17 protein-coding genes are annotated in these 21,981 nt (G+C 50.3%); 8 read left to right on the top strand and 9 right to left on the bottom strand.

Going from position 1 to position 21,981, the window contains the following annotated elements; translation table 11 throughout:
* The first annotated feature begins 30 nt into the window (after positions 1-30).
* Positions 31-1,128, top strand: a complete 1,098-nt coding sequence (glpQ, locus tag ACJJIB_RS04605; protein WP_444888017.1) for a glycerophosphodiester phosphodiesterase — start codon at positions 31-33, stop codon at positions 1,126-1,128.
* Between the two features lie 36 nt (positions 1,129-1,164).
* Here the strand turns inward: glpQ and ACJJIB_RS04600 are convergent, their stop codons facing one another.
* The 3 genes from ACJJIB_RS04600 to ACJJIB_RS04590 form a co-directional block, all read right to left on the bottom strand.
* Positions 1,165-1,944, bottom strand: coding sequence for an enoyl-CoA hydratase (locus ACJJIB_RS04600; protein WP_252084561.1), 780 nt, complete (start codon positions 1,942-1,944; stop codon positions 1,165-1,167).
* Positions 1,945-2,319: 375 nt separating this feature from the next.
* Positions 2,320-3,240 carry a dimethylarginine dimethylaminohydrolase family protein gene (locus ACJJIB_RS04595; RefSeq protein WP_252084560.1) on the bottom strand — a complete coding sequence of 307 codons (921 nt, stop codon included), beginning with the start codon at positions 3,238-3,240 and terminating at the stop codon, positions 2,320-2,322.
* 85 nt (positions 3,241-3,325) lie between these two features.
* Positions 3,326-4,573 (bottom strand): Zn-dependent hydrolase, encoded by a 1,248-nt coding sequence (locus ACJJIB_RS04590; protein ID WP_252084559.1) that lies wholly within the window; start codon positions 4,571-4,573, stop codon positions 3,326-3,328.
* 126 nt (positions 4,574-4,699) lie between these two features.
* On the opposite strand from ACJJIB_RS04590, the gene ACJJIB_RS04585 reads away from it, so the two are divergent.
* Positions 4,700-4,876, top strand: a complete 177-nt coding sequence (locus tag ACJJIB_RS04585; RefSeq protein ID WP_444888016.1) for a tryptophan 2,3-dioxygenase family protein — start codon at positions 4,700-4,702, stop codon at positions 4,874-4,876.
* Positions 4,877-4,934: 58 nt separating this feature from the next.
* Positions 4,935-5,354, top strand: a complete 420-nt coding sequence (locus ACJJIB_RS04580) for a tryptophan 2,3-dioxygenase family protein (RefSeq protein WP_444888015.1) — start codon at positions 4,935-4,937, stop codon at positions 5,352-5,354.
* On the opposite strand, the gene ACJJIB_RS04575 is transcribed toward ACJJIB_RS04580, so the two are convergent.
* Positions 5,324-5,746 carry an ExbD/TolR family protein gene (locus ACJJIB_RS04575; protein WP_444888014.1) on the bottom strand — a complete coding sequence of 141 codons (423 nt, stop codon included), beginning with the start codon at positions 5,744-5,746 and terminating at the stop codon, positions 5,324-5,326. The genes ACJJIB_RS04580 and ACJJIB_RS04575 overlap by 31 nt on opposite strands.
* 185 nt (positions 5,747-5,931) lie before the next feature.
* The gene (locus tag ACJJIB_RS04570; protein WP_444883759.1) at positions 5,932-6,384 is read right to left on the bottom strand and encodes a methylglyoxal synthase; all 453 of its coding nucleotides are present in this window, start codon (positions 6,382-6,384) and stop codon (positions 5,932-5,934) included.
* A 157-nt stretch (positions 6,385-6,541) separates the two neighbouring features.
* Here ACJJIB_RS04570 and ACJJIB_RS04565 point away from each other — a divergent pair, with 157 nt between their 5' ends.
* Positions 6,542-6,946 carry a hypothetical protein gene (locus ACJJIB_RS04565; RefSeq protein WP_252084555.1) on the top strand — a complete coding sequence of 135 codons (405 nt, stop codon included), beginning with the start codon at positions 6,542-6,544 and terminating at the stop codon, positions 6,944-6,946.
* 1,494 nt (positions 6,947-8,440) lie between these two features.
* Complete coding sequence (locus tag ACJJIB_RS04560) at positions 8,441-9,361, top strand: hypothetical protein (protein WP_444888013.1); 921 nt, start codon at positions 8,441-8,443, stop codon at positions 9,359-9,361.
* A gap of 70 nt (positions 9,362-9,431) precedes the next feature.
* Here the strand turns inward: ACJJIB_RS04560 and ACJJIB_RS04555 are convergent, their stop codons facing one another.
* The 4 genes from ACJJIB_RS04555 to ACJJIB_RS04540 form a co-directional block, all read right to left on the bottom strand.
* The gene (locus ACJJIB_RS04555) at positions 9,432-10,397 is read right to left on the bottom strand and encodes a phosphoribulokinase (RefSeq protein WP_444888012.1); all 966 of its coding nucleotides are present in this window, start codon (positions 10,395-10,397) and stop codon (positions 9,432-9,434) included.
* Between the two features lie 113 nt (positions 10,398-10,510).
* Complete coding sequence (locus ACJJIB_RS04550) at positions 10,511-13,663, bottom strand: efflux RND transporter permease subunit (protein ID WP_444883756.1); 3,153 nt, start codon at positions 13,661-13,663, stop codon at positions 10,511-10,513.
* 2 nt (positions 13,664-13,665) lie between these two features.
* Positions 13,666-14,853, bottom strand: coding sequence for an efflux RND transporter periplasmic adaptor subunit (locus ACJJIB_RS04545; protein WP_444888011.1), 1,188 nt, complete (start codon positions 14,851-14,853; stop codon positions 13,666-13,668).
* A 268-nt stretch (positions 14,854-15,121) separates the two neighbouring features.
* On the bottom strand, positions 15,122-15,820 hold the full coding sequence (locus ACJJIB_RS04540) for a cyclic nucleotide-binding domain-containing protein (RefSeq protein ID WP_252084550.1): 699 nt from the start codon (positions 15,818-15,820) through the stop codon (positions 15,122-15,124).
* Positions 15,821-16,163: 343 nt separating this feature from the next.
* Here ACJJIB_RS04540 and ACJJIB_RS04535 point away from each other — a divergent pair, with 343 nt between their 5' ends.
* From ACJJIB_RS04535 to ACJJIB_RS04525, 3 genes are all read left to right on the top strand, one after another.
* Positions 16,164-17,399 (top strand): TonB family protein, encoded by a 1,236-nt coding sequence (locus ACJJIB_RS04535; RefSeq protein WP_444883754.1) that lies wholly within the window; start codon positions 16,164-16,166, stop codon positions 17,397-17,399.
* Between the two features lie 202 nt (positions 17,400-17,601).
* Positions 17,602-19,671, top strand: coding sequence for a M13 family metallopeptidase (locus ACJJIB_RS04530; protein ID WP_444883753.1), 2,070 nt, complete (start codon positions 17,602-17,604; stop codon positions 19,669-19,671).
* 210 nt (positions 19,672-19,881) lie between these two features.
* Complete coding sequence (locus ACJJIB_RS04525) at positions 19,882-21,768, top strand: MFS transporter (RefSeq protein ID WP_444888010.1); 1,887 nt, start codon at positions 19,882-19,884, stop codon at positions 21,766-21,768.
* Positions 21,769-21,981 lie beyond the last annotated feature (213 nt).

The raw sequence follows: 21,981 nt of genomic DNA, 5'->3' as shown, positions 1-21,981 counted from the left end.
CTTCCCACACTTATTTGGGATCTCTTGCAAATGTTCAAAAGAATTCTGTCTACCTTATTACTCATTGGCTCTGCCAGTGCAAATATCACCTGTGCTGAAAACAGTACCGCTGGAGCCGAATCCCCCTTGGTTATCGCTCATCGTGGTGCCTCTGCTTACTTACCAGAGCACACTCTCGAAGCAAAGGCCATGGCCTATGCTATGCGACCAGATTATATTGAGCAGGATTTGGTTCTTAGCAAAGATAATCACCTGATCGTGATGCATGATATCTACCTCGATAGCACCACCAATGTTGCAGAGATATTTCCTGGACGAGCTCGTGAAGATGGGCATTACTACACTATCGATTTCACGCTGGAAGAATTAAAAAAGCTCCGTGTTAGCGAAGCTTTCTCAATAGGCGAGGATGGGCCTCAGGCAAAATATCCGCATCGCTTCCCCCTATGGAAATCCAGTTTTCAACTATCCACTTTCGAAGAAGAAATAGAACTCATCCAGGGTTTAAATAAATCCCTTGGATATGAAATTGGTATTTATCCAGAAATAAAAAAACCATACTTCCACCACTGGGAAGGAAAAGATATCGCCACAATCGCTTTGCAAAAACTTAAGAAATACGGCTATAGCGACAAACAACAAAAAGTTTTTTTACAGTGCTTCGATGCAGAAGAGTTACAACGTATCAAGTTTGAACTAATGCCCGCCATGGGGATGGATCTTTCCCTCGTTCAGCTTATTGCTGCAACCAGCTGGGGGGAAAAACTGATTGAGATTGATGGCATAATTCAAAATTATGATTACGATTGGATGCTGGAGCCTGGCGGCATGCGCAAAATCACCAGCTATGCCGATGGCATCGGCCCTTGGTACCCCATGTTAATAGAAGTTGAGGATGGTAAGCCAAGGGCCAATAATATCGTCCGCCGTGCCCATCGCAGGGATCTCCAAGTTCACCCCTATACTTTTCGCGCCGACCCGGAGAAGCTTCCAGAGGAATTCGATAGTTTTAACCAATTCCTCCACTTTGCCGCCTACCAACTGCGCGTCGATGGAATTTTTACTGACCAGCCCGATCAAGCTGTCAATTACCTTTCCCGCCCTCACCATAGAAAACGCAGATATTAAGCAAACAAAAAAGTGGCCGCATCAGCGGCCACTTTTTTAATCAAACTTTGAGAAATCTGCAGGGCGCTTCTCCATAAAGGCAGTAGCCGCCTCTTTAAACTCCTCAGAAGTGAGGCGGTCCTGGAAATGGCGCCCCTCCTCCTGAATAATCTCCAAACCCTTTTCCTGGGTTGCGCGACGCAATAACTGCTTGGAAAGCCGCACGGCAGCCGGTGCCTTCGCCGCTAGCTCAGCGGCCACCTCTCGGGCCCGAACAATCGCCTGCTCCGGCTCCACCGCCGCATTACAGATACCGATCTCCACAGCTTCCTGAGCACTAAACTTTTTGCCCAATAGCAATAATTCCGATGCTTTTGCGTGGCCGGCAATACGAGGCAATAAGTAACTGGAACCATACTCAGGGCATAACCCCAGGTTGACAAACGGCATTTGGAACAGGGCATCGTGTCCGGCAAATGACAGATCACAGTGCAACAGCATAGTGGTACCGATACCCACTGCAGGGCCATTCACTGCTGCAACCACTGGCTTGGGAAAGTTGTAAAGTGCGCTCATAAACTGGAATACCGGAGACTCCTCACCCTCTGCAGAGCCACCGAGAAAATCTGTCAAATCGTTGCCACTGGTAAAAATGCCCTCGGCACCAGTGAGAATAACTACGCGGATTTCACTATTATTGACTGCACTATTGAGCAACTCTGCCATGGCCGTATACATAGCCATAGTCAGTGCATTTTTGCGCTCAGGGCGATTGATGGTTATTTCCAGGATACGCTCGTTTACCTGGGCCTGAATTTCCGCACATGCGCTTTGCATAATGTTCTCCGGGTTCGAATCATTTAAGACTGATAGACAGCCGCAGCGGCCAAAAAACAGAGCTGTGAGTAAACGCAGAGCTTCTGATAGTGCTTCCGGAATACTAATAGGATCTTGGCCTAAGTGTGCAACCGCAAATAAACAGATTTCCGTTGATTAGCGCGAAATTTCTATGCCTTTCCCAAGGGAAACCACTTTTATCTTATTAGCTAGCACAAAAGGCTTGATAACCGGGTGTATAGCCGCGAGCCGCCTTTGACAGGCGATTCATATTAACGACTATAAGCCCAGAGGCGAGTTCATAACCAACCACATTCGTTGACGGGAATAACCCGGTGGCTCATAGATCACCGAGCTATTCTTTCAGGGCACTTGTTAGGGCTTTAGCGCGGACTCTCTACGCAGAGGCTGGCACATACAGTGAACACCACCACCTCCGGGAGTAATCATGGAGATATCCGGATCAATTACCTCAAGACCATGAGCCCGACACTTCTCCGCGAGGCCAGTATTGGCTTTGGGTAGCATCACTCTGTCATTCCCCAGGGCCACCACATTAACTCCCAGTTCCAGTACTTGCGGGAAAGGAATATCGATAATCTCTATATTGCGACTCTTAAACCACTGCACCAGCTCCGGCTCGACGGCATCAACACAGATGGCCGCAAGCTTTTCCGCCAGCATTGCCACCATAACATCGATATGCAGGAAGAAGGGGTCAAACTGGTAGCCCTTTACCTCCCAACCCTCCTTCTCTACCCAGCTCTTCATCTGCGCAAAGCCCTGAGGACTGGTGCGCTCACCAGAATAACCGCACAGAATCACTCCCGGCTCAAGCACCATAAAGTCACCACCTTCCAGAGAGCCGGCGGTGATGACATCATAAATGGGGATATCCAGTTCCGCATACTTCTTAACGATAGGGGCCCACTCCCCCCGGCGCCAAGGGCTAAACATTTGCGTAACAATAGGTCCCCAGGGCGTCATTACCGAAGAATCACGTCCGTAGATCTGATAGGGCAAGCTGCTGTCTGCCGGAATCAAATGGGTAGTCACTCCCGCATGGCGATAGGCATCCAGCATTTCTTTATGCTGCATCTCAGCCACTTTGTGATCGAACTGCATGCCTAAGCGTTCAGCTCGGCGTGCACTGGCATTTCCCGTTCGCCAGCTGAAGTTATCCACCGGCCCGATGAGTACATCGCGCAATACGCCGTACTCCGAGTCCATTCCCCAGTTAGTCAGTGGAGCTGTACCACCGTTATCCTTGCGGTACTTCAAGGTAAATTCACTCATGATCAACCTAAATCTATTGATAGGAACCCAGCCAACCTTTTAGGCTTACCAGGCGTTCTTATTGCATATTGGCTAGTAAGGATAATCAGCCCGCTTCGGCGCTATTTAACATGGCGTGCAACAAAACATTACAGCCCGCTTCCAGGTGGCCTGGCTCAGCCGACTCCGCTTCATTGTGTGAAAGCCCCCCGGCACAGGGAACGAAAATCATAGACACGGGTGCAACCCGCGAGATATAGACCGAGTCGTGCCCAGCTCCAGAAACCATCTTACGATTGCTATAACCCAGGTTTTGTACCGCACTGTCAACCGCCTCAATACAGTCTTTATCAAAAGCCACCGGTGGTGAGAACCACTCTTCGCGTACATCGATAACAACACCGCTGGCCTCTTGCGCCTGCTCGGCTACCCGGTAGAGAGTGCGGTGTAAATGCTCCAACCCCTCCGGTGTTGGGTGGCGTAAATCCAATGCGAGCACTACTTTTTCCGGTACGGTATTGCGGCTACCCGGTTCTGCACGCAAGTCGCCACAGGTAATCCGGGCATCCTCGGAGTAAGCCTTCACTTCCCCATATAGTTTCTCGCACAGCCATGCCATGGCCTGGACAGGGTCGCGACGATCCTCCATTGGGGTGGGCCCTGCATGACAGGGGGTACCAAAGAAGGTCACATCGTACCAGCGGATTCCCTGCACCCCGGTAACGACTCCAATCACTTGATCCTGTTTTTCCAGAATAGGTCCCTGCTCAATATGCGCCTCAAAGGCCGCTTTGATAGGTGCCGGCTGGACCGGTTCAGGACCTAAATACCCAATACGCTCCAGCTCCTGGCCAATGGTTATGCCAGATTTATCCATGCGGCTGTGGCCATAATCGAGGCTAAACTCCCCCGCCCAAACACCGGATCCGACCATGGCTGGTGAAAAGCGAGCCCCTTCTTCGTTAGTCCACACCACCACTTCCAGGGGTGCCTTGGTTCGAACCCCACCCTCCTCAAGGGTGCGCAATACTTCGAGGCCGGCCAGCACACCGTAAACTCCATCAAACTTGCCGCCAGTGGGCTGGGTATCCAGATGCGATCCTGTAATCACTGCAGGGAGGTCATTGTCAGTACCGGAACGGCGAGCAAAGATATTCCCCATGCGATCCACGCGAATTTCACAACCGATTTCCCGGCACCAGCGTACAAACAGGTCGCGCCCTTTACGATCCTCATCAGTCAGAGCCTGCCGGTTACAACCCCCAGCAGGGGTTGCACCAATTTCAGCCATCTGCATAAGACTTTGCCAGAGACGTGTGCCATCAATACGCAATTGTTGTGCGGGGTTTTCCATTCAAAAAGCTCCGGGCCTGATATTGAGGATCATATTAATCACTTTGGCAAAAGTTATGTTTTGATCCTTACAGATTAAAGAGAGCATTATTTCGCCGTTGATCAAAACTCGACCAGAATTTACCAAATGACTCTCACTTATAGCTCATACTTGAAAATAGACGAGCTGCTAGGGTGCCAGAAGCCCCTATCAGATGGCTCTAAGCACGATGAACCTCTGTTTATTGTGAAACACCAGAGCTTCGAGCTCTGGTTTAAGCAGATGTTACATGAACAGAGCTTCCTGGTATGGCTCTTCAGTTGACCGCGCCTTACATCCCCTTAAGCGAGTGGATAAAATTTACCGTACGCTAATTCAATAAGTGGACATTCTTGAAACGCTGACACTACTGGAATTCTTATCCTTCAGGGACCGGCTCTCAACCGCCAGCGGCTTTCAATCATTTCAGTTCTGCGAGATAAAAGTTCTGATTGGTATCTATCACAATGATCCCCTGCTGAATGAGATCTGTGAGGGCTGCTCGATATCGACTGTTCTTTACAACAATAATGGTAGAGCGAAGGATGGAAGCAAAGCAGGCACTGGCGGATTGGCCATAAGCGGGCAAAAAGCAATTTTTACCGTTCGCCTTTCCTGCGCTATTGAAGGCTCCCGTTGCGGGGTCTCAGTAATTAGCAGCAGGCATAAAAAAAGCCAGCATATTGCTGGCTTTTTTTATGCAATGCGAAGGCTCGCTCGCTTCTCTCTGGTTTACTTCTCGAAAGGCACCAGGGAAACTTGAATAGCCGGATTCACTTCCTTAGCAGCATCCGCGATCTGTACATAAGTGTCCGCACTCGACTTGTTATGCGCACGTACAATCACGATAGCTTGAGGGTTCTCGGCATACAGCTGCGCGATACGGGCACGAACAGCGCGGCTATCAATACGGCTACCAGCAAGACTGATCTCATCGTTGGCGTTCACAACCAGCAGGATGTTTTGCTTATCTGGATCAGGCGGGTTGTCCTGGGTCTGGTTCGGATCAGGCACATTTACGTCCAACGCTTTCTCTTTTACGAAGGACGCCGTTACGATAAAGAAGATCAACATGATGAACACTACGTCCAGCATGGGCGTTAGGTCGATATCCGCCTTCTCTTCTTCTACGGCCTTTCCGCGTCGTCTACTCATAAAACACCGTGCTGTTATCAAATACCAAGGGTGCCGGTTTAACCGGTCTCATCTGGTGGGCAAGATTGCCGCGAATCGCCAGGCATTGCAAGTACAACCTATAACCAATAGAAATAACCCTTTAAAATCAATAAGTTAAGAAAGAAAACCGAATAATCAGATCATTTTTTGATCGAAAAATCCGACTATCGCTGCTGCAGATAACGCTGGTAATCCGGTACCTCCCGGTCAAACTCACGCTCCATTAGGGTCGACTGAACAATCATGTCTGCACTACTCGAATTGCAGGCCACGGGTATATTCCAAGCGGCAGCAATACGTAACAGTGCTTTGACATCTGGATCGTGAGGCATAGGCTCAAAGGGGTCCCAGAAAAAGACTAGCAAGTCTACCTTGCCTTCACTGATTCGGGCTCCAAGCTGCTGATCCCCCCCTAGGGGACCGCTCAATAGCTTCTCTACTTTGAGACCGGTAGCTTCCTCTATCTTACCGCCAGTTGTGCCCGTAGCCAGAAGACTGTGCTTCTCCAGAAGATAACGGTGACGAAGACACCACTGTATCAAGGTCCCCTTGCGGTTGTCGTGGGCGACCAGGGCGATCCGTTTACTCGCGGGTAACGCCTTAGAGATAAATTCCATAAGGACCTCAATAAAAAGTAACTCTTCTATATTATCCCAATCACACGGAAGTTGTTCCCTCTACTCCACCCCACGAAGTATTAAGGAATTGCTCCCCACAGAAGTAGGTTCACCTCGGTATAATGGTGAAAACCTCGTACCTAAGTAAGGAGAGAATATGAGTGTAGGGGCCTGGGAGCCACAGGTGAGTGGCCGGCAAGAAGAAAACCAGTGGGAATTCGACCGGGATCAATTGCAGAGGCTTATCAGTGTTGCCGCCTCTGATAACAGCCTAAGCGCAAATCTAAATAAAGATGACTTAAAGGCCTCAAAGCTGATTCGCCTGCCGGCTCAGCAATGGTTAGAAGAGAGCCAACACTGGGACAACGAGCAGTTATGGCAACTCATACGCTTCTTCACCCTTGCAGAAATGGAACTGACCGGCTGGGATGCCGGGGCAGAGTCTGCTGTCATTCCCCTGGCCAAAGAGCTGCGCCAACGCAAAGCACCATTACAAAAAGAACAACTTCTCTGGATTCGTCAACACTCCAATAACCGCTACCTTCCCTACGGGCCACTGTAACCTTTAGATACCAAGACACGGTGATAGAGCCGCAATCCCTTCCTCTATCACCAAAGTCTCTGCTTAAGTTATCAACTCTTTATAAAGAAGAATCCATCTCCAAGCGGTATTAAGATACCTTGAAAACTTTCAGCTAATTCACCGCAATCATCATCATTATCAGAAACCACTGCAAGGGAATATCTTGTTAACCTAGAATTCTCTGCCCAGCATTGAACTGAGCCCCCTAAGGCTATTCATAGCAATGCCTACTTAGGAAGCATACTTTTAGCTCCAGGAAGTGATGACTCTACAAAAGACTCAACCTGTCACTAGATAACAAAGAATTTACTTTAAAGCCTTCATTATCCCAGTTACCCAAGTGAATGTTCTTGAGCGTTTTAACACTCAGCAAATACCCACTAACTTTTTGATACTTAGTTAACAGACCAGTTGAGTTAGTCTGCAACAAAGCGATTAGTTCCTACGACTATTTCAAGATAGCCACAAACACTCAAAACTCAACCAGAATTCAGATCGGCTGTTGGCATCAATGGGAAAATTCTTGGCCAATATCCAGCTTAACCACCGAGCTTTTCTCTTAACTCACCTAAACAGAGTAATATCCCCATAAATAAAGAGGCTATCTTATTCATCAAAGCCTACATGTACACGTATAAGAAGTGCCTTACTGATCCGCGACGGCTCAGCTGAACTTTGAAGGCGTTGTACATCACTAACCTCTCGCAGGTGCAGGATAGTAATATCCACGGCTTTCGAAGTTCTTCTGTTAGACAGTGCATCCAGACTAGAAGTCCATGAAAAGAGTGGGCATTTCTCCAGAGCCTGCCATTACTTTTACTCCACTTAAGAAGTCAGAGCTTTTAAGGCATGGTTAGAGTCACTTTCACTATAGTGAAAACAGTATTCAGCCACATTAACTCAGCGCGGTAGGGTTACATCTGATAAAGACTGCAATGATTCATAGTCGCAGGCTCCGAGCTTAAGCATTTGTCGATAACAGTCCGTTAAGTTTTGTTAACTCTTTACTTACTCAACACACTAACCCCACTACCTGGGTTTGCGCTAAATCGGAACTGTAAGTGCTCTCCAGTTTAATCTCTTATACAAAAACGAGAGTCATCAATAAACCATAGGAAATTACTCAACTATTCACTTGCAATTACACCTTTCAGTTTATGCAACGAGAGTAAAACAAAAGCCTTCTTTACTGCGCAAATACCTACTACGACTCTCTTTTTAGGTCCTCAAATTGAAAATATATAAAAAAAAACGATTTTTTTTACATGAAATAGCAAAATTCCATATAAAACACTTGCATTTAGGTATACAAATAAGCTGCAATTAGCGCCGCTCACTTGGGGGGACTCACTATCAATTGTTTTCTGCCGAAAACAGACGTCTTCGACAGTGCATTTCACTGGGAAGATGGCTGAGAATAATTGATAGGAATGCCCCCATTTAACAAAACAATACATTTGCAGGGAAATTTAAATGGCTACAAAAAAAGTATCCGCAGTCGCCACTAGCGATGTTGCACAGCTGGAAGCGGAGCTGCGCTCCCTTACCGCAAAACTGGAAAGTGCCCGTCTCAAACAAGAGAAGGACCTGACCGCTAAAGTAGAAAAGTTGGCAAACAGTGCCAAGAAAACCGCAGAAAAAGCTAAAGCGACTCAAGAAAAAGTTGCCGCTGTCCGCGCTAAGAAGAAAACCCCGGCCCAGCAAAACCAGCTGAAAAAAGCGCGTGATGCTGCTGCTGCAGCCAAAACTGCCGCTGCAGAGGCCAAAACTGCCGCTGCAGAAGCAAAAGAAGAGCTGGCCGGCATTAAAGCTGCAAACAAGCTTGCAGCTAAAGTAGCCAAAGTCGTCGCTAAAGAAGAAGCCGCTATCGCCAAGAAGCTGGCAACCGAAGAGAAGAAGCAAGCTACAGCAGAAGCCAAAAAAGCTGCAGCTGCTGCCAAGAAAGCTGCCACTGCAGAGAAGAAAAAAGCTGCTGCGGTAAAGAAAAAGCCCGGTCGCCCAGCCAAAGCTGACTCAGCTAAGAAGAAGCCAGGCCGTCCTCCTAAGGCTGCAGCCACTACTGAAGAGCCCAAGAAAAAGCCGGGTCGCCCAAAGAAAACCGAAGAAGCTAAAAAGCCCGGTCGTCCAGCCAAAACCGAAGCTGCCAAGAAAAAGCCTGGCCGTCCAAAGAAAGCAGAAACAGAAGCCGCAGCAACTGAAGCTGCTCCTGTAAAACGCGGTCGCGGCCGCCCGCCAAAGGCAGAAACTGCGAAAAAGAAGCCCGGTCGCCCGGCCAAAAGCGAAGCAGCCAAGAAAAAGCCAGGGCGCCCCAAAAAAGTCGAAGCCGCAGCCCCAGCTGCAACTGAAGCTGCTCCTGTAAAGCGCGGCCGTGGTCGTCCGCCCAAGGCTAAGTAATAAGTAACTCACTTAGCTTGTTCAGCGGGAACAACAGCGTTCGCTGAACCGCCCCCGGCAAGCCCGGGGGCTATCCTTTGCACTGACCGATTTGAACACCAATACTGACCGCGCGTATGTGGTGATCCTCCCCCAAATACAAAATGCAATCGGCCCAGTTAGGCATATCAATTAACAGATTTCGTGTTATCCGTTCATAGTGCTCAATAAAGCGGTCCAGCTCAGACTCCTCCATCCCCGCCCCTGTGCGTTTACGTAACTTTTGTTCCTGTAGTTTGCGCCACTCAAAAATTGACTCCATTCCAGGAGCACACAGCATCACCATGATATCCACGCGCTGAAATAGTTCGCGATAGATCCCTTCCAATTGCTGATTAATAAAACGTCTCCAGCTGCCGGAAGTGTCCTCTAACCTCTCCAATGAATTAATAGGCTGAATTGGTGTTATCGATGCCTTAGCGCCGAGACACCATCCCTCAAGTAATACAATATCCACCTTGCCACTATACACAGGCCAAAGGTTACTGGGCACCCTGTCATCTTTGGATTTATCAAAACGCGGCAGAGAAACTTGTGATTGATCTCCAGCACTGCAAAGAGCATCCAGAGTATCTAACCCCAATTGAACATCGTGAGTGCCCGGTACTCCTCGGGTGCGCAAGAGCGGGTGAACCTCTTCGGAGAGCTGCAGCCGCTGGGAATGAGTCAGGTAAATGTCATCCAAAGAAAAAGTGCAGCAGTTGAACCCCTGTTTCGCCAGTATCAGGCAAATAAAGTCTGATAACGTTGACTTGCCAGTGCCCTGCCCACCACTAATCCCCACAACCAGGGTCTGCCCTTCCTTGTGTCTTTTCATGAGCCATAAAGCCAATGGCAAGTAATAGGCCTCTATCTCATGAGAAAAATCTGCTGGCAGTTGGTGCTTCTGGATAAAACTACCAATCACTTGCCGTAGACTTGTCCCTGCTAATTCACGGCTAAGTTTGATAATTTCCTCCGGCCAGCGACATATTCCAGTCTCTAACTTGTTTCCCAACCTTCCCTCCAGATTCTGCTCCAATTTTTAATCAAGCCTCTTATTCACCATAAAGAAACGGGGGCTATAGCCCCGCAAAAAGTGATCACAAGAATAATTTAATACTGAATTTGCTAGCTCAATCGAGGACCTGCTAACTTTCTCCAAGAGAGTTTGCTGCGCAAATGCCCAGGCAAAACCAAAAGAACCGGGGTCACCAGTAACGTCAGGAGTGTGGAGAAGGACAATCCATAGACGATAGCACTGGCCAGTTTGACCCAGAATGATGCGATTACACCGTCGACCACAACATTTCGTCCTACCATGTCGACACTCACACCTAGGGCTAGCGGCAACAAACCTAAAATCGTCGTCGCAGTAGTGAGAAATACCGGGCGTAACCTCTGCGTGGAAGCTTTGAGAGCCGCCTCTGCGGGGCTAAGATCAGGCTCACTTTTACGTACAAAGTTATAGGTATCGATCAAAACAATATTGTTGTTAACCACAATCCCCGCGAGGGCAACAATCCCCACTCCAGTCATGATGACACTGAAGGTGCTCTGGCTAAGCAATAAACCCAACATCACACCAATCGTCGACATAATCACCGAAGACAAGATCAGCAATGACTGATAAAAACTGTTGAATTGGGTTACCAACAGGATAAACATCAAAAACAGTGAAAGTAGAAAAGCCACCCCTAGAAACTGAAAGGACTCACTCTGCTCTTCATCCGCACCGCGAAATAATAACTCCACGCTTGGATCTACCGGATTCTGCTCAAGCCAAGCCCGGATTTCTTTGACCTTATCGTCTGGCAACACACCCTCCTGGGCGTCAGCTTTTACTTGCATGCGGGTAATGCCGTCGATCCTTTCAATTTTGTCTACTTTCGGCATGGCCACTGTATGTACAAAGCTGCTGATAGGCACTGTACCGCGCGGAGTATTGACCTTGAGTTGATCAAGAGCGGCTATACCGCGAGCACTTTGCGGGTAACGAATACGAATATCCACCTCTTCATCAGTATCATCGGGACGGTATTCAGCCACTCGCACACCATTGGTTACCAGCTGAACCGCTCGTCCTACTTCAGTCAGATCAGCTCCATACAAGGAGGCCTTGGCACGATCCACCCGCACCTCCCACTGAATCCCTGGGAGTGGTGCAGTATTGACAATATCTCGTAATCCACCGAAATCATCTTCCATTGCCCGGTGTAGTCGCCAAGTCTCGGCCAATAATTTTTCATAGTTCTGCCCGCGTAGCTCTAACACAATATCTTTGCCAACTGGCGGGCCGCCTTCCATTACGTTAGCCGTAACCTTGATCCCTGCAAAATTTGCTGTGCGTGCACGAATATCTTCGAAAACTTCCCGGCTGCGCCGCTCGCGCTCTTCAGCCGGCAGCAGCTCCACCAACATATTGGCAATCTGGTCCGGGGCACGATCGGAGTTACCGGAAATTCCACCGGAACCGATTGTCGTGTGCGCTATACGTACTTCTGGAATACTCAGGACCGCTTTTTCCACTTGGGCGACCAGCACTTTCTTCTCCGCCATGGAGAGATTGCCCTGCGCTCTAATCTCAACATTGCCGTACTGCTCTTCGGTCTCGGTGAAAAATTCAACCCCGGCACCAAAGCGGCCAAAAGCAATAAATATGCAGACCAAGAGAACAATTGTGGTGGTAAAGGCCATCCCTGGGCGACGCAAGACAAAAGCCAAGAGGCGGGCATAGTAACCAGTAATTCCCGGTAGGAGCGTGGGCTGCCCCTCCTCTAACTGCTTTAAGTAACTACGCGTTGAAGCTGTTAAATTACTTTTGCCAAATAAAGCGCCCAGCACCGGTGCAAAAAACAGTGCATAGAGCAGTGATCCCGCTAATACCGCAAAGACAGTCACCGGCAGGTAGCGCATAAACTCGCCGACCACTCCCGGCCACAGCATTATCGGAAGAAAAGCGGCGAGCGTAGTTGCCGTTGAGGCGACAACCGGCCAAAACATACGACTGACCGATGCGATATAAGCGTTACGAGCACTCAAACCCTCTGCCATTTTTCGATCGGCAAATTCGGTAATCACGATGGAACCATCAATCAGCATACCGAGGGCCAGTAACATGCCGAACATCACCATAAAATTAAAGGAGTACCCCAGATACCAGGTGACGATAGAACCGAACAGCAGCGAGAATGGCACCCCCAATCCAACCAGAATGCCTGAGCGGAAACCCAGGGCAGCCACCACAATAATCATTACCAGCAGCATTGCAGTAAGAATATTGCCCTGCATTTCACTGACCATATCCCGCGCAAAGTTGGACTGGTCAAAAACAAACTCCACTTTTACGCCTTGGGGTAAAGCTCCCAGCTCCTCTTGCACAACCGATCTGACCCGATCTGCCACATTTACGGAGCTGGCGTCATTGCGTTTCTCGACATTAATAGCGAGACCGGGGCGACCGTTGATGCTGGTAAAACTCACAGCATCCTTGAAGGTGCGGCGAATATCGGTCACATCACCCAGGGTAACAACGCCATCTGCCGAATTCTTTAACGGGATCTCATAAACATCCTGTGCACTCTCAATCAGGCCGGGAACTTTGACAGAAAAGCGCCCGCGATCTGTATCCAATTCTCCTGCGGGAATCAGCAAGTTATTACCCAGCACCGCGTTAATCAGCTCTGCACTGGTCACCTGATAGTGCTCCAGGCGCACCGGATCAATAGTTGCCTCGACTACCTCTTCGCGATTGCCGTGTAGATCTGCGCTCAATACATCGCTGATATTTTCTATTTTGCGCTTAAGTAACTGGGCACTACTGAGCAGTACCCGCTCACTAACTTTTTCCCCAGAGAGGGTAACCACAATGGTGGGAAAAGGTTGCGCCGATGCCTCCTCAACGGTGGGTTCTTCCGCATCCCTTGGCAGCTCTGCACGGGCCCTCTCCACCGCGTTGCGTATATCATCCACCGCATCATCCACATCAATTGCGGAGTCAAATTCCACCACGATATAGGCCAGGGACTCACGGGCGACCGCAATCACCTCGACAACTCCCTCGACCGCACGGATTTCCTGCTCCAAGGGGCGCACCAAAAGGCGCACGCCATCCTCAGGAGAAATCCCCTCATGGGTAACCTGCACCATGACAAATGGCGGATTCACTTCAGGGCTAGATTCAATTGTCATAGCACCGCGGGCCACAAGCCCCACTAAGACAATCAGCAACATCAGGCAAATGGCACTGCGATTGCGCGCAATCGCATTCTCCAATAATTTCATCGCTAGTTACCTTCCTGATCATCCTGTGCACTGGGCACTGAAACCGGCTCAGGGGTGATATCCACAGGCTGGGATTGCACACTGAGTGCAGGTTCTGGTGGTGACATTTCCACCTTGACAATATCGCCCTGGCTCACATATTCCTGACCGACGGTGATCAGAGTAACCGGGTCCGGCAGGCCACTGACCCAAACACCCCCGTCTCCATCACCCACCAAAGTGACATTGATAAAATCGACCCGATTGTTTTCATTGAGCACCCGCACACCCAGTGTGCCGCTGTCATCCAGAGTCAGTAGTGAGGAGTTAATATGGTGTGCCAGTATTTCACCGGTGGGCAGAGCCAAGCGACCACTTAAACCACCGCGCAGCAAGTTGCCGGGATTATTCACTGCCACCTCGACACGGTAAGCGCGGGTGATCTCTTGAGCCTGCTGGCTGATGTAACGCAATTTACCCTGAACCGGAATACCACGTTGTAATTCTGCACTGGCCGGGCCCTCGGGCACTAAATTGCCCACTTGATTCTCGGAGACCTCACCAACTACCAGAATTGGATCCAAATCCAGCAGGGTCGCACATTCTTCTCCCCGGCGAATAAAATCACCCAGCTCTACTGCGCGCTTATTGACCACGCCGGCAAAAGGCGCGCGGATTTTCAAGTTATCCACCATCACCTTGGCCGAGGTGAAATCCGCCTGCGCTTGCGCCAGAGCAACATTCTGCTGAGCCATGGCCGTATCAGACTGCAAGCCTTTCTTTTTTAGCCGCTCAGCGCCAGCATAATCCAGACGCGCTTTATTGAGCGCGGCTTCGGCCAGGGCCAGTTTTTCCAGACGGTCCTCCGCTTCGATTTCACAGATCACCTCACCCTGTTGTACTTGGCTTCCCTCTGGCACTGGCAGCCGGGCTATAACACCATCCAGTTCCGCTCTCAGGCGCACGCTGCGATTTGCTTCGGTATGCCCATTGACCAACACCCGTGTCGCGTAGGACTGAGCCTCAATCCGCCGGGCCTGAACCCGCATCGCCGCCTCGGGAACAATCCCCGCTTTTTCGGCGGAATTCGCACTCTCACTATCCTCTTCAGGTAGCAAAACTCCACTGAATAGCCAGGCAAGGGCCAGTAGGGTAACGAGTAATGCGATTCGATAATTTCGGTTAGACCAGATAGATACCAGTGCACTCATAAATAGAAACCTGTCAGGCACAAATAAAGCGGCCGGCAGCAACGCTGGCGCAGTGTTTTGAGTAGGCCAAATTTTACACAGCCCAGTCGTATTCCTAAATTGAATTTTCAGAGAAATAGACCAGCTGACAAGGCTGCGGGGCCGGTAACATCAGTCGATGTCTGAGTAAATTGAGTATAAGAAGGGACAGGTGCTTCGCGTGGAGCAAAGAGGGGAAATCGGTCAGACTGTCTTCACAGGGCACTCCAACCGCATCATTTAGTGAGAATTAAGACAGCATCGATTCCAAAAAACCCAGCATGTCTGACTCATCATCAATCAGTTCACCGGAACCAAATTCCGCATTCCAATCGAGAAGTATTCTGGCCAGAGCCCTTGCCTGTTCGGCCAGGGCAACTAACTCTTCGCGGCTATTCTTTGGCCCGGTGTAAAGCTTTAATTTGCGATGGCTGTCGGCCAGTTGATGGCTGGGGTACTTAGAGCGATACACTTCCAACTTCCAGCGCAGCGAATGCACCATATTGCGATAAAACGTCAATTTTGTTGGCAACTGCAGCAGAGTGAAATCTTCAAGATCCCCAAACAGGGAGCAATCGAGCCCGAGCACCTGGGTCTCGCGGCTATTGTGCGCAGCAAAAATATTCGCGCTACGAGGCTCTGCCAACAACATAGAGAGATCGCCAAATAATTCCCCTGGGCGAATAACCGCCAGGGGACGCTCGCCATTAAGCCCATTGCCCTCCACTTGAACCTGCAGTTCTCCCCGCAAAAGGAAAAAAACCCACTGATCCACGTCGCCGGCGCGCAGCAGCTGTTCACCAGGTTCCAAACTCAAAAGTCGGGAGCGCTTTAACAATACATCGTACTGCCACTCACTGGCCGCACGAATATCTCGAAACAGATGAATGACGTTAAGAAGCTTATCGACAGCTTCCCGCGGATAGTCAATAAGGGGCTTGGTTTCCATAGATACCGCAAAATTAGTGAAAACTTTTCCATTTTTTCTAAAAGTGTGGCCGATGCCACTTGGCGATGCTGGATTCTAAACGATATCGATCTGCCACACACATCGTTGGCTATGACAATCGTTTCCCACTCGGCACCCGCGATCCTGCGAAGGGGGGCATTCTAACCTCTCCAGGCTTGAACTCCATTCCAGTTGCAGTAGAGTTAGGCGAAGTGTTGAGTACAGTGTGCTCACTCACACTTTGAATGCGCACTATTTCATCTGATTTGTGTGCACCGGGGAGGGACACCTCAATCTTAATTACCGGGACCCGAGTGTCCGGATATGCAGACACCATAGAACAATGAAATCGATAAAAATTGTCTTCTCACTTTGGGTGTTAACATTTGCTGTAACTACCTCAGCTGCACCGCTCTTAAATGGCCTTGCGCTCGAACAACAATTTAACAAAGAACTCTATATAGCCGCTGTCTACTCGGAGAGTCTTTCTAGTGATTCAGCCGGCCTTTACAACCCAGAGACACCGCGGCGCCTGGAAGTACGGGTGCTCGCCAAAAGCCTGCCCGCGCGCCGTTTCCGCAACCAGTGGATGGAAAGTATCGCCATCAATAACCGCGGTGACACCCTGAGCAGTCAGGCGGAGGATATGGTGACCTTCGCCAACCTGTTTAAAGGCCGCCTACACCGCGGGGACCAGTTAGCCATCGATTTTGCTGCCGACAGCGGTATCACCTCGGTTTCCCTAAATGGCATTACCCTCGGTGAGATAGCCAATCCGGATTTCTTCAATACCCTGCTGCGCGCCTGGATCGGCCCTGTCCCCCCCTCGACAGATTTTCGTGACGGACTGCTCTCTGCCGGAAATATTCCCGACTCCCTGCGCTCCACTTTTGAGAGCCTAGAGCCCAGCAGCGAGCGGATCGCCGAGCTGCAGTTGAAGTTGATTAGCCAAGAGGAAGCCCTGGCGGCGGCGCAGGCACCACAGAAAGAGGAGGAGCTATCCAAGCCCACACTGGTTGAGGTGGATCTCGCCCCGCCCACCATGACTCTGACTCCGGCAAGCTCCGAAGTGTTGGAGGTGGCCGAGCAAATCACAGAGCAGGTAGCTCAGACTGAAGCCACCGATGGGCTCTCACAGACAGAGGAAGCCCCCCTGCAGCAGGAAAACGAAAGTAGCGGCGAGCCTATCCAACTAGCCGCAAACGGCCCCGAGGATATAGCGCTGGCAGAAATGGATGAGGAGTTTGAGGAGGAAGAAGAGGCCCCCCTAACCGCCGGTATGATCTTGGCTCGCCAAATTTACACTTCCAACCTACTGCGCCACACCTACCGTCATATTCGCTATCCGAAACGCGCCCAGGAGCGGGGCCAGGAAGGTAGTGTGCGCCTGAATGTGGTTATTAACACCCGCGGCGAAGTAGAGGAGATTCAGGCAGTGCAAGAATCCCGCTTTGGAACTCTCAACCGTGAAGCTCGCGCTGCGGTAGAGAGAGCGGCGCCATACCCCGCAGTACCCTCCCAGCTGGGCGAGGAGACTTTCAGCTTCTCACTGCCGATTACCTTCAATCTACCCGACTGACCCACTCTTTCGCAAAAGCCCCACTCTGTGGGGCTTTTTACTAAGAAATTTCGCTAAATTTGTAACTCCTAACCAAATTAGCCAAGCCACCATCTGCCGCAATCCATCCGCCGCTAAACGCAGCCCTCTTGCCCAACCTTACTGTCCCCTTTTACCATGTACGTTTGATACAACTGTGCAAAATTTAGCCAAAAGAGCCGAAATGAAAAAACTATTACTACCTGTCGCTATTGCAGGCATTCTCGCCGGCACCCAGCTGTCACTAACAGCCCACGCCCACGATCACAGTGGCTCCAGCCACCATAAGGCCACTGCTGAACAGCAGCAGCTCACTTCCGGTATCGACCTCACCGCGATGGATACTAGTGTTCGCCCACAGGATGACTTCTTCGCCTATGTAAACGGCACCTGGCTAAAGAACACCGAAATTCCAGCAGATAAATCCCTCTGGGGCGGCTTTACAACCCTGAGAGACAAAAGCACAGAACAAGTTAAAACACTGATCATGGAGGCCAGTAAAGGCGCCAGCAGCAAAGATGCCAAGCAGATCGGTGACCTCTACAACAGCTTTATGAATGAAAAGCTGATTGAAAAGAAAGGCATTACCGCTGTCTCCTCCGAACTCGCCAAAATCGACGCAATTAAGACCCGCAAGGATCTGACTAACTATTTCGCCTACGCTGATATCGCCGGCTACGACGTACCCTTCGGTGGCGGCATCTACCAAGACCTGAAAGAGGTCGAAAACTATATTTTCTACCTGTGGCAGGCCGGCCTGGGTATGCCGGACCGCGACTACTATTTCGAAGATACCGAGAAGAGCAAGGGGCTGCGCAAGGCCTATAAAGAGTATCTGGTAGAAATCCAAAAGTTAGGCCAGCTGGATAATGCCGAAGCGTTCTCCAAGAAAATCTTCAAGCTGGAAGAGAGCCTCGCCAAGCATCACCGTACACGCCTGGACAACCGCGACCCCGAAAAGTATTACAACAAGAAATCCACTGCGGAGCTGAAAAAGCTGATGCCCGCAGTTGACTGGAACAGCTACCTAAGCGCAGCCAAACTGGCCAAGGCTGACAGCTTTATTGTGGGCCAGCCCGAGTACCTGGAAGCCGCTAATCAGATCATTGTCGACACCGATATGGCCACCTGGAAGCGCTACCTGAAGGTCAAGGTACTTTCCGCCATGGCGCCTTACATGCACAGTGAGATTGCCCAGGCACATTTCGATTTTTACAACACCAAACTCCACGGCGTAGAGCAGATGGAACCCCGCTGGAAGCGCGGCACCCAGTTTGTGAATGGCGCAGTGGGTGAGCTGGTCGGCAAGCGCTACGTTGAAAAGTACTTCCCACCGGAAGCTAAAGCGCGCATGACTGTGCTGGTGGACAACCTGAAAGCCGCCTACCGTGAATCCATCGAGTCCTTGGAGTGGATGGGTGAGGACACCCGCAAACAGGCATTGTTTAAGCTGGAAAACTTCACCACCAAGATTGGCTACCCGGACAAGTGGCGTGACTACTCCGCACTCAAGGTAGATGCCGATAACCTGGTGGGCAATGTGCTGGCAGCCAATATGTTTGAGGCCAGTTATGATCGCAACAAGCTGGGCAAGCCCATCGACCGCGGTGAGTGGGGCATGAGCCCACAGACCGTGAATGCCTACTACAACCCGGCAATGAACGAGATCGTGTTCCCCGCAGCAATTTTGCAACCACCATTCTTTAATATGAATGCCGACGATGCAGTGAACTACGGCGGTATCGGTGGTGTGATCGGCCATGAAATCGGCCACGGCTTCGATGACAAGGGCAGTAAATTCGATGGCAAGGGCTATCTAAATAACTGGTGGACTGACTCTGACCGCAATAACTTTGAGAGCCTTACCAGTAAGCTGGTCTCCCAATACGACGCCTACGAACCCTTAGAAGATGAGCACATCAACGGCAAGCTGACTCTGGGTGAAAACATCGGCGACTTGTCCGGCCTCGGCATCGCCTATAAAGCCTACAAAATGTCCCTGAACGGCAAAGAAGCACCGGTCATCGACGGTTTCACCGGCGATCAGCGCGTATTTATGGGCTGGGCACAGGTTTGGCGTAGCAAGATCCGCGATGAAGCTCTGAGCGGCCGTATGAAGGTGGATACCCATTCTCCTGCGGAGTACCGAGTGAAAGGGGTCCTCCCCAATATCGAAGCTTTCTACGAAGCTTTTGATATTAAAGAAGGTGACGGTATGTACCTGCCGAAAGAGGAGCGCGTGAAGATCTGGTAATCGCTGGCAATAATCCTGCCATCTGTTACCGGCTTTCCGCTCTACCGGCCGCCCCGGCGGCCGGTTTCTCTCAATATTTTCCTCGAAGTTTCCCTCTCTCCTAATATTTCCTCATTCTTGTACCATCCATTTCATCAACACTACAGGATGGACAAATCTTTGCCGCAATAGCTTAAGATGGATGGCGTGCTTTCATAAGAGATACCACCAATGGCCCATCGCACCCAGTTCCAACTGCTTGCCAGCCGCCGCTTTCTGCCCTTCTTTATCACCCAGTTTTTAGGTGCCTTTAACGATAACGTATATAAAAATGCGTTGATCGTGATGATCGCCTTTCGCTTGGTGGAAAGCGAAGCCAATGCTCTAATTAATATCGCCGCCGGCCTGTTTATTCTGCCGTTTTTCCTATTTTCCGCCTCTGCAGGTCAGTTGGCGGACAAATTTGATAAGAGCCGCTTAATTAGACTGATCAAGCTGGGAGAGATCGTTATTGGCTCCCTCGGTATAGGTGCGCTTTATAGTGGCAGTAATCTGCTCTGCCTTGCCGTTTTGTTCCTGCTCGGAGTGCAGTCCGCCTTCTTTGGCCCGGTGAAGTACGCCATCCTGCCACAATCCTTGAAACGCTCTGAACTGGTCGGTGGTAACGCCCTGGTAGAGATGGGTACTTTTGTTGGTATCCTCGCCGGCACCATTGTGGGCGGCCTACTCGCCGGACTGACCGGGCAAGGGGAACACGGTCTCTTCTACCTCAGCCTGATTATTATGGGGGCCGCGATATTCGGTTACTTGGCAAGCCGCTGGATTCCTCAAAGTCCAGCGCCCTCGCCAAATTTGCATATCAACCCAAACCCCATCACCCAAACCAACAAAATCCTGCGCACTACTGCCAAAACCCCATCAATTTTCTATGCCATTATCGGCATCTCCTGGTTTTGGCTATTGGGCGCGGCTTATCTGACGCAGATACCCAGTTTTACGAATAATGTACTGGGGGGAGATGAATCCCTTGTCACCCTATTGTTGTGTGCCTTTACCATCGGTATTGCCCTGGGCTCCATGCTGTGCGAGCGTTTATCCAACGGCCATATCGAATTGGGCCTAGTACCACTGGGTGCCGCCGGTCTCACCATTGCCGGAATCGCCCTTTCCAGTGCCGGGGGGGGCTTTCAGGAACTGCAAGAGCCCACCTTAAGCGCTTTCTTCAACAGCGATGGCGCCCTCACTATTCTTATCTGCATCGTATTGTTAGGTATTTTTGGTGGCCTCTACATTGTGCCTCTCTACGCTATGATGCAAGACCGATCGCCTCGAGAAATTCGCGCACAGATTATCTCGGTCAACAATATTCTTAACGCGCTGTTTATGGTTGTTTCAGCGCTGCTGGGTATTTTGTTCCTGAATATCCTAGGAGCCACGATTCCACAGTTTTTCCTGGTCATCGCCCTGATGAACGCCGCCGTGGCTATCTTTGTATTCACCAAGGTTCCCGAATTCGCGATGCGTCTACTTATCTGGATGCTCTCCCACACAATGTATCGGGTTAAGCATCAAGGGTTAGAGCAGATTCCCGCAGAGGGACCAGCCCTGATCGTGTGTAACCATGTAAGTTATGTGGATGCCCTACTGTTAGCCGGCGCCGTACGCCGCCCAATACGCTTTATCATGTATAAGCCGATTTACGAAATCCCGGTGCTACACTTTATCTTCCGCACTGGGCGCGCCATTCCCATCTGCTCCAAGTCACGGGATCCTGCAGGCTATGATCAGGCATTCAAGGACATTGAGCAGGGTTTGCAAGATGGTGACCTGCTATGTATTTTCCCAGAGGGACAACTCACTAAAGACGGAGAGATGCAACCGTTTAAAGCCGGCATTGAAAAAATCCTTGCGCGCACCCCTGTGCCAGTAATCCCCATGGCCCTACGCGGACTTTGGGGCAGCTTCTTCAGTCATAAAGGTGGACACGCCTTCACCACCCTGCCAAAGCGCTTCTGGTCCAAAGTCAGTGTCGTGGCAGGCGCTCCGATTAAAGCGCCTGAAGCCAAGGTAGAGGCATTACACGATGAGGTACTGGAGTTGCGCGGGGAATTAAAATAGATCAACACATATTTTGGGGCTGGGATAACACCAGCCCTGTCATCAAAACCCTTACGCGCCAGGATATTTGACCAGACCAAGGCTACTGTAGTCTTACTGCTGTCCTATGCTTAACCAAACTTCCTTCAATGTAACCCCATCTTCAGAACCTTATAAAGCACGATGACCGAATACGGGTCTAACAAGGAATATTCGCAGCATCACTCAACAAAT

The sequence above is a fragment of the Microbulbifer mixtoriginis (SeqCode) genome, assembly GCF_052467705.1.
This window is presented reverse-complemented; position numbering and strand designations above follow the sequence as displayed.

Coding starts and splice junctions, on each gene's coding strand:
- ACJJIB_RS04545 (WP_444888011.1), bottom strand. CDS start 14,853: ATGAGTGCACTGGTATCTATCTGGTCTAACCGAAATTATCGAATCGCA.
- ACJJIB_RS04590 (WP_252084559.1), bottom strand. CDS start 4,573: ATGGAAAACCCCGCACAACAATTGCGTATTGATGGCACACGTCTCTGG.
- ACJJIB_RS04550 (WP_444883756.1), bottom strand. CDS start 13,663: ATGAAATTATTGGAGAATGCGATTGCGCGCAATCGCAGTGCCATTTGC.
- ACJJIB_RS04570 (WP_444883759.1), bottom strand. CDS start 6,384: ATGGAATTTATCTCTAAGGCGTTACCCGCGAGTAAACGGATCGCCCTG.
- ACJJIB_RS04575 (WP_444888014.1), bottom strand. CDS start 5,746: ATGAGTAGACGACGCGGAAAGGCCGTAGAAGAAGAGAAGGCGGATATC.
- ACJJIB_RS04530 (WP_444883753.1), top strand. CDS start 17,602: ATGAAAAAACTATTACTACCTGTCGCTATTGCAGGCATTCTCGCCGGC.
- ACJJIB_RS04560 (WP_444888013.1), top strand. CDS start 8,441: ATGGCTACAAAAAAAGTATCCGCAGTCGCCACTAGCGATGTTGCACAG.
- ACJJIB_RS04540 (WP_252084550.1), bottom strand. CDS start 15,820: ATGGAAACCAAGCCCCTTATTGACTATCCGCGGGAAGCTGTCGATAAG.
- ACJJIB_RS04585 (WP_444888016.1), top strand. CDS start 4,700: ATGACTCTCACTTATAGCTCATACTTGAAAATAGACGAGCTGCTAGGG.
- ACJJIB_RS04525 (WP_444888010.1), top strand. CDS start 19,882: ATGGCCCATCGCACCCAGTTCCAACTGCTTGCCAGCCGCCGCTTTCTG.
- ACJJIB_RS04565 (WP_252084555.1), top strand. CDS start 6,542: ATGAGTGTAGGGGCCTGGGAGCCACAGGTGAGTGGCCGGCAAGAAGAA.
- ACJJIB_RS04595 (WP_252084560.1), bottom strand. CDS start 3,240: ATGAGTGAATTTACCTTGAAGTACCGCAAGGATAACGGTGGTACAGCT.
- ACJJIB_RS04600 (WP_252084561.1), bottom strand. CDS start 1,944: ATGCAAAGCGCATGTGCGGAAATTCAGGCCCAGGTAAACGAGCGTATC.
- ACJJIB_RS04535 (WP_444883754.1), top strand. CDS start 16,164: ATGAAATCGATAAAAATTGTCTTCTCACTTTGGGTGTTAACATTTGCT.
- glpQ (WP_444888017.1), top strand. CDS start 31: ATGTTCAAAAGAATTCTGTCTACCTTATTACTCATTGGCTCTGCCAGT.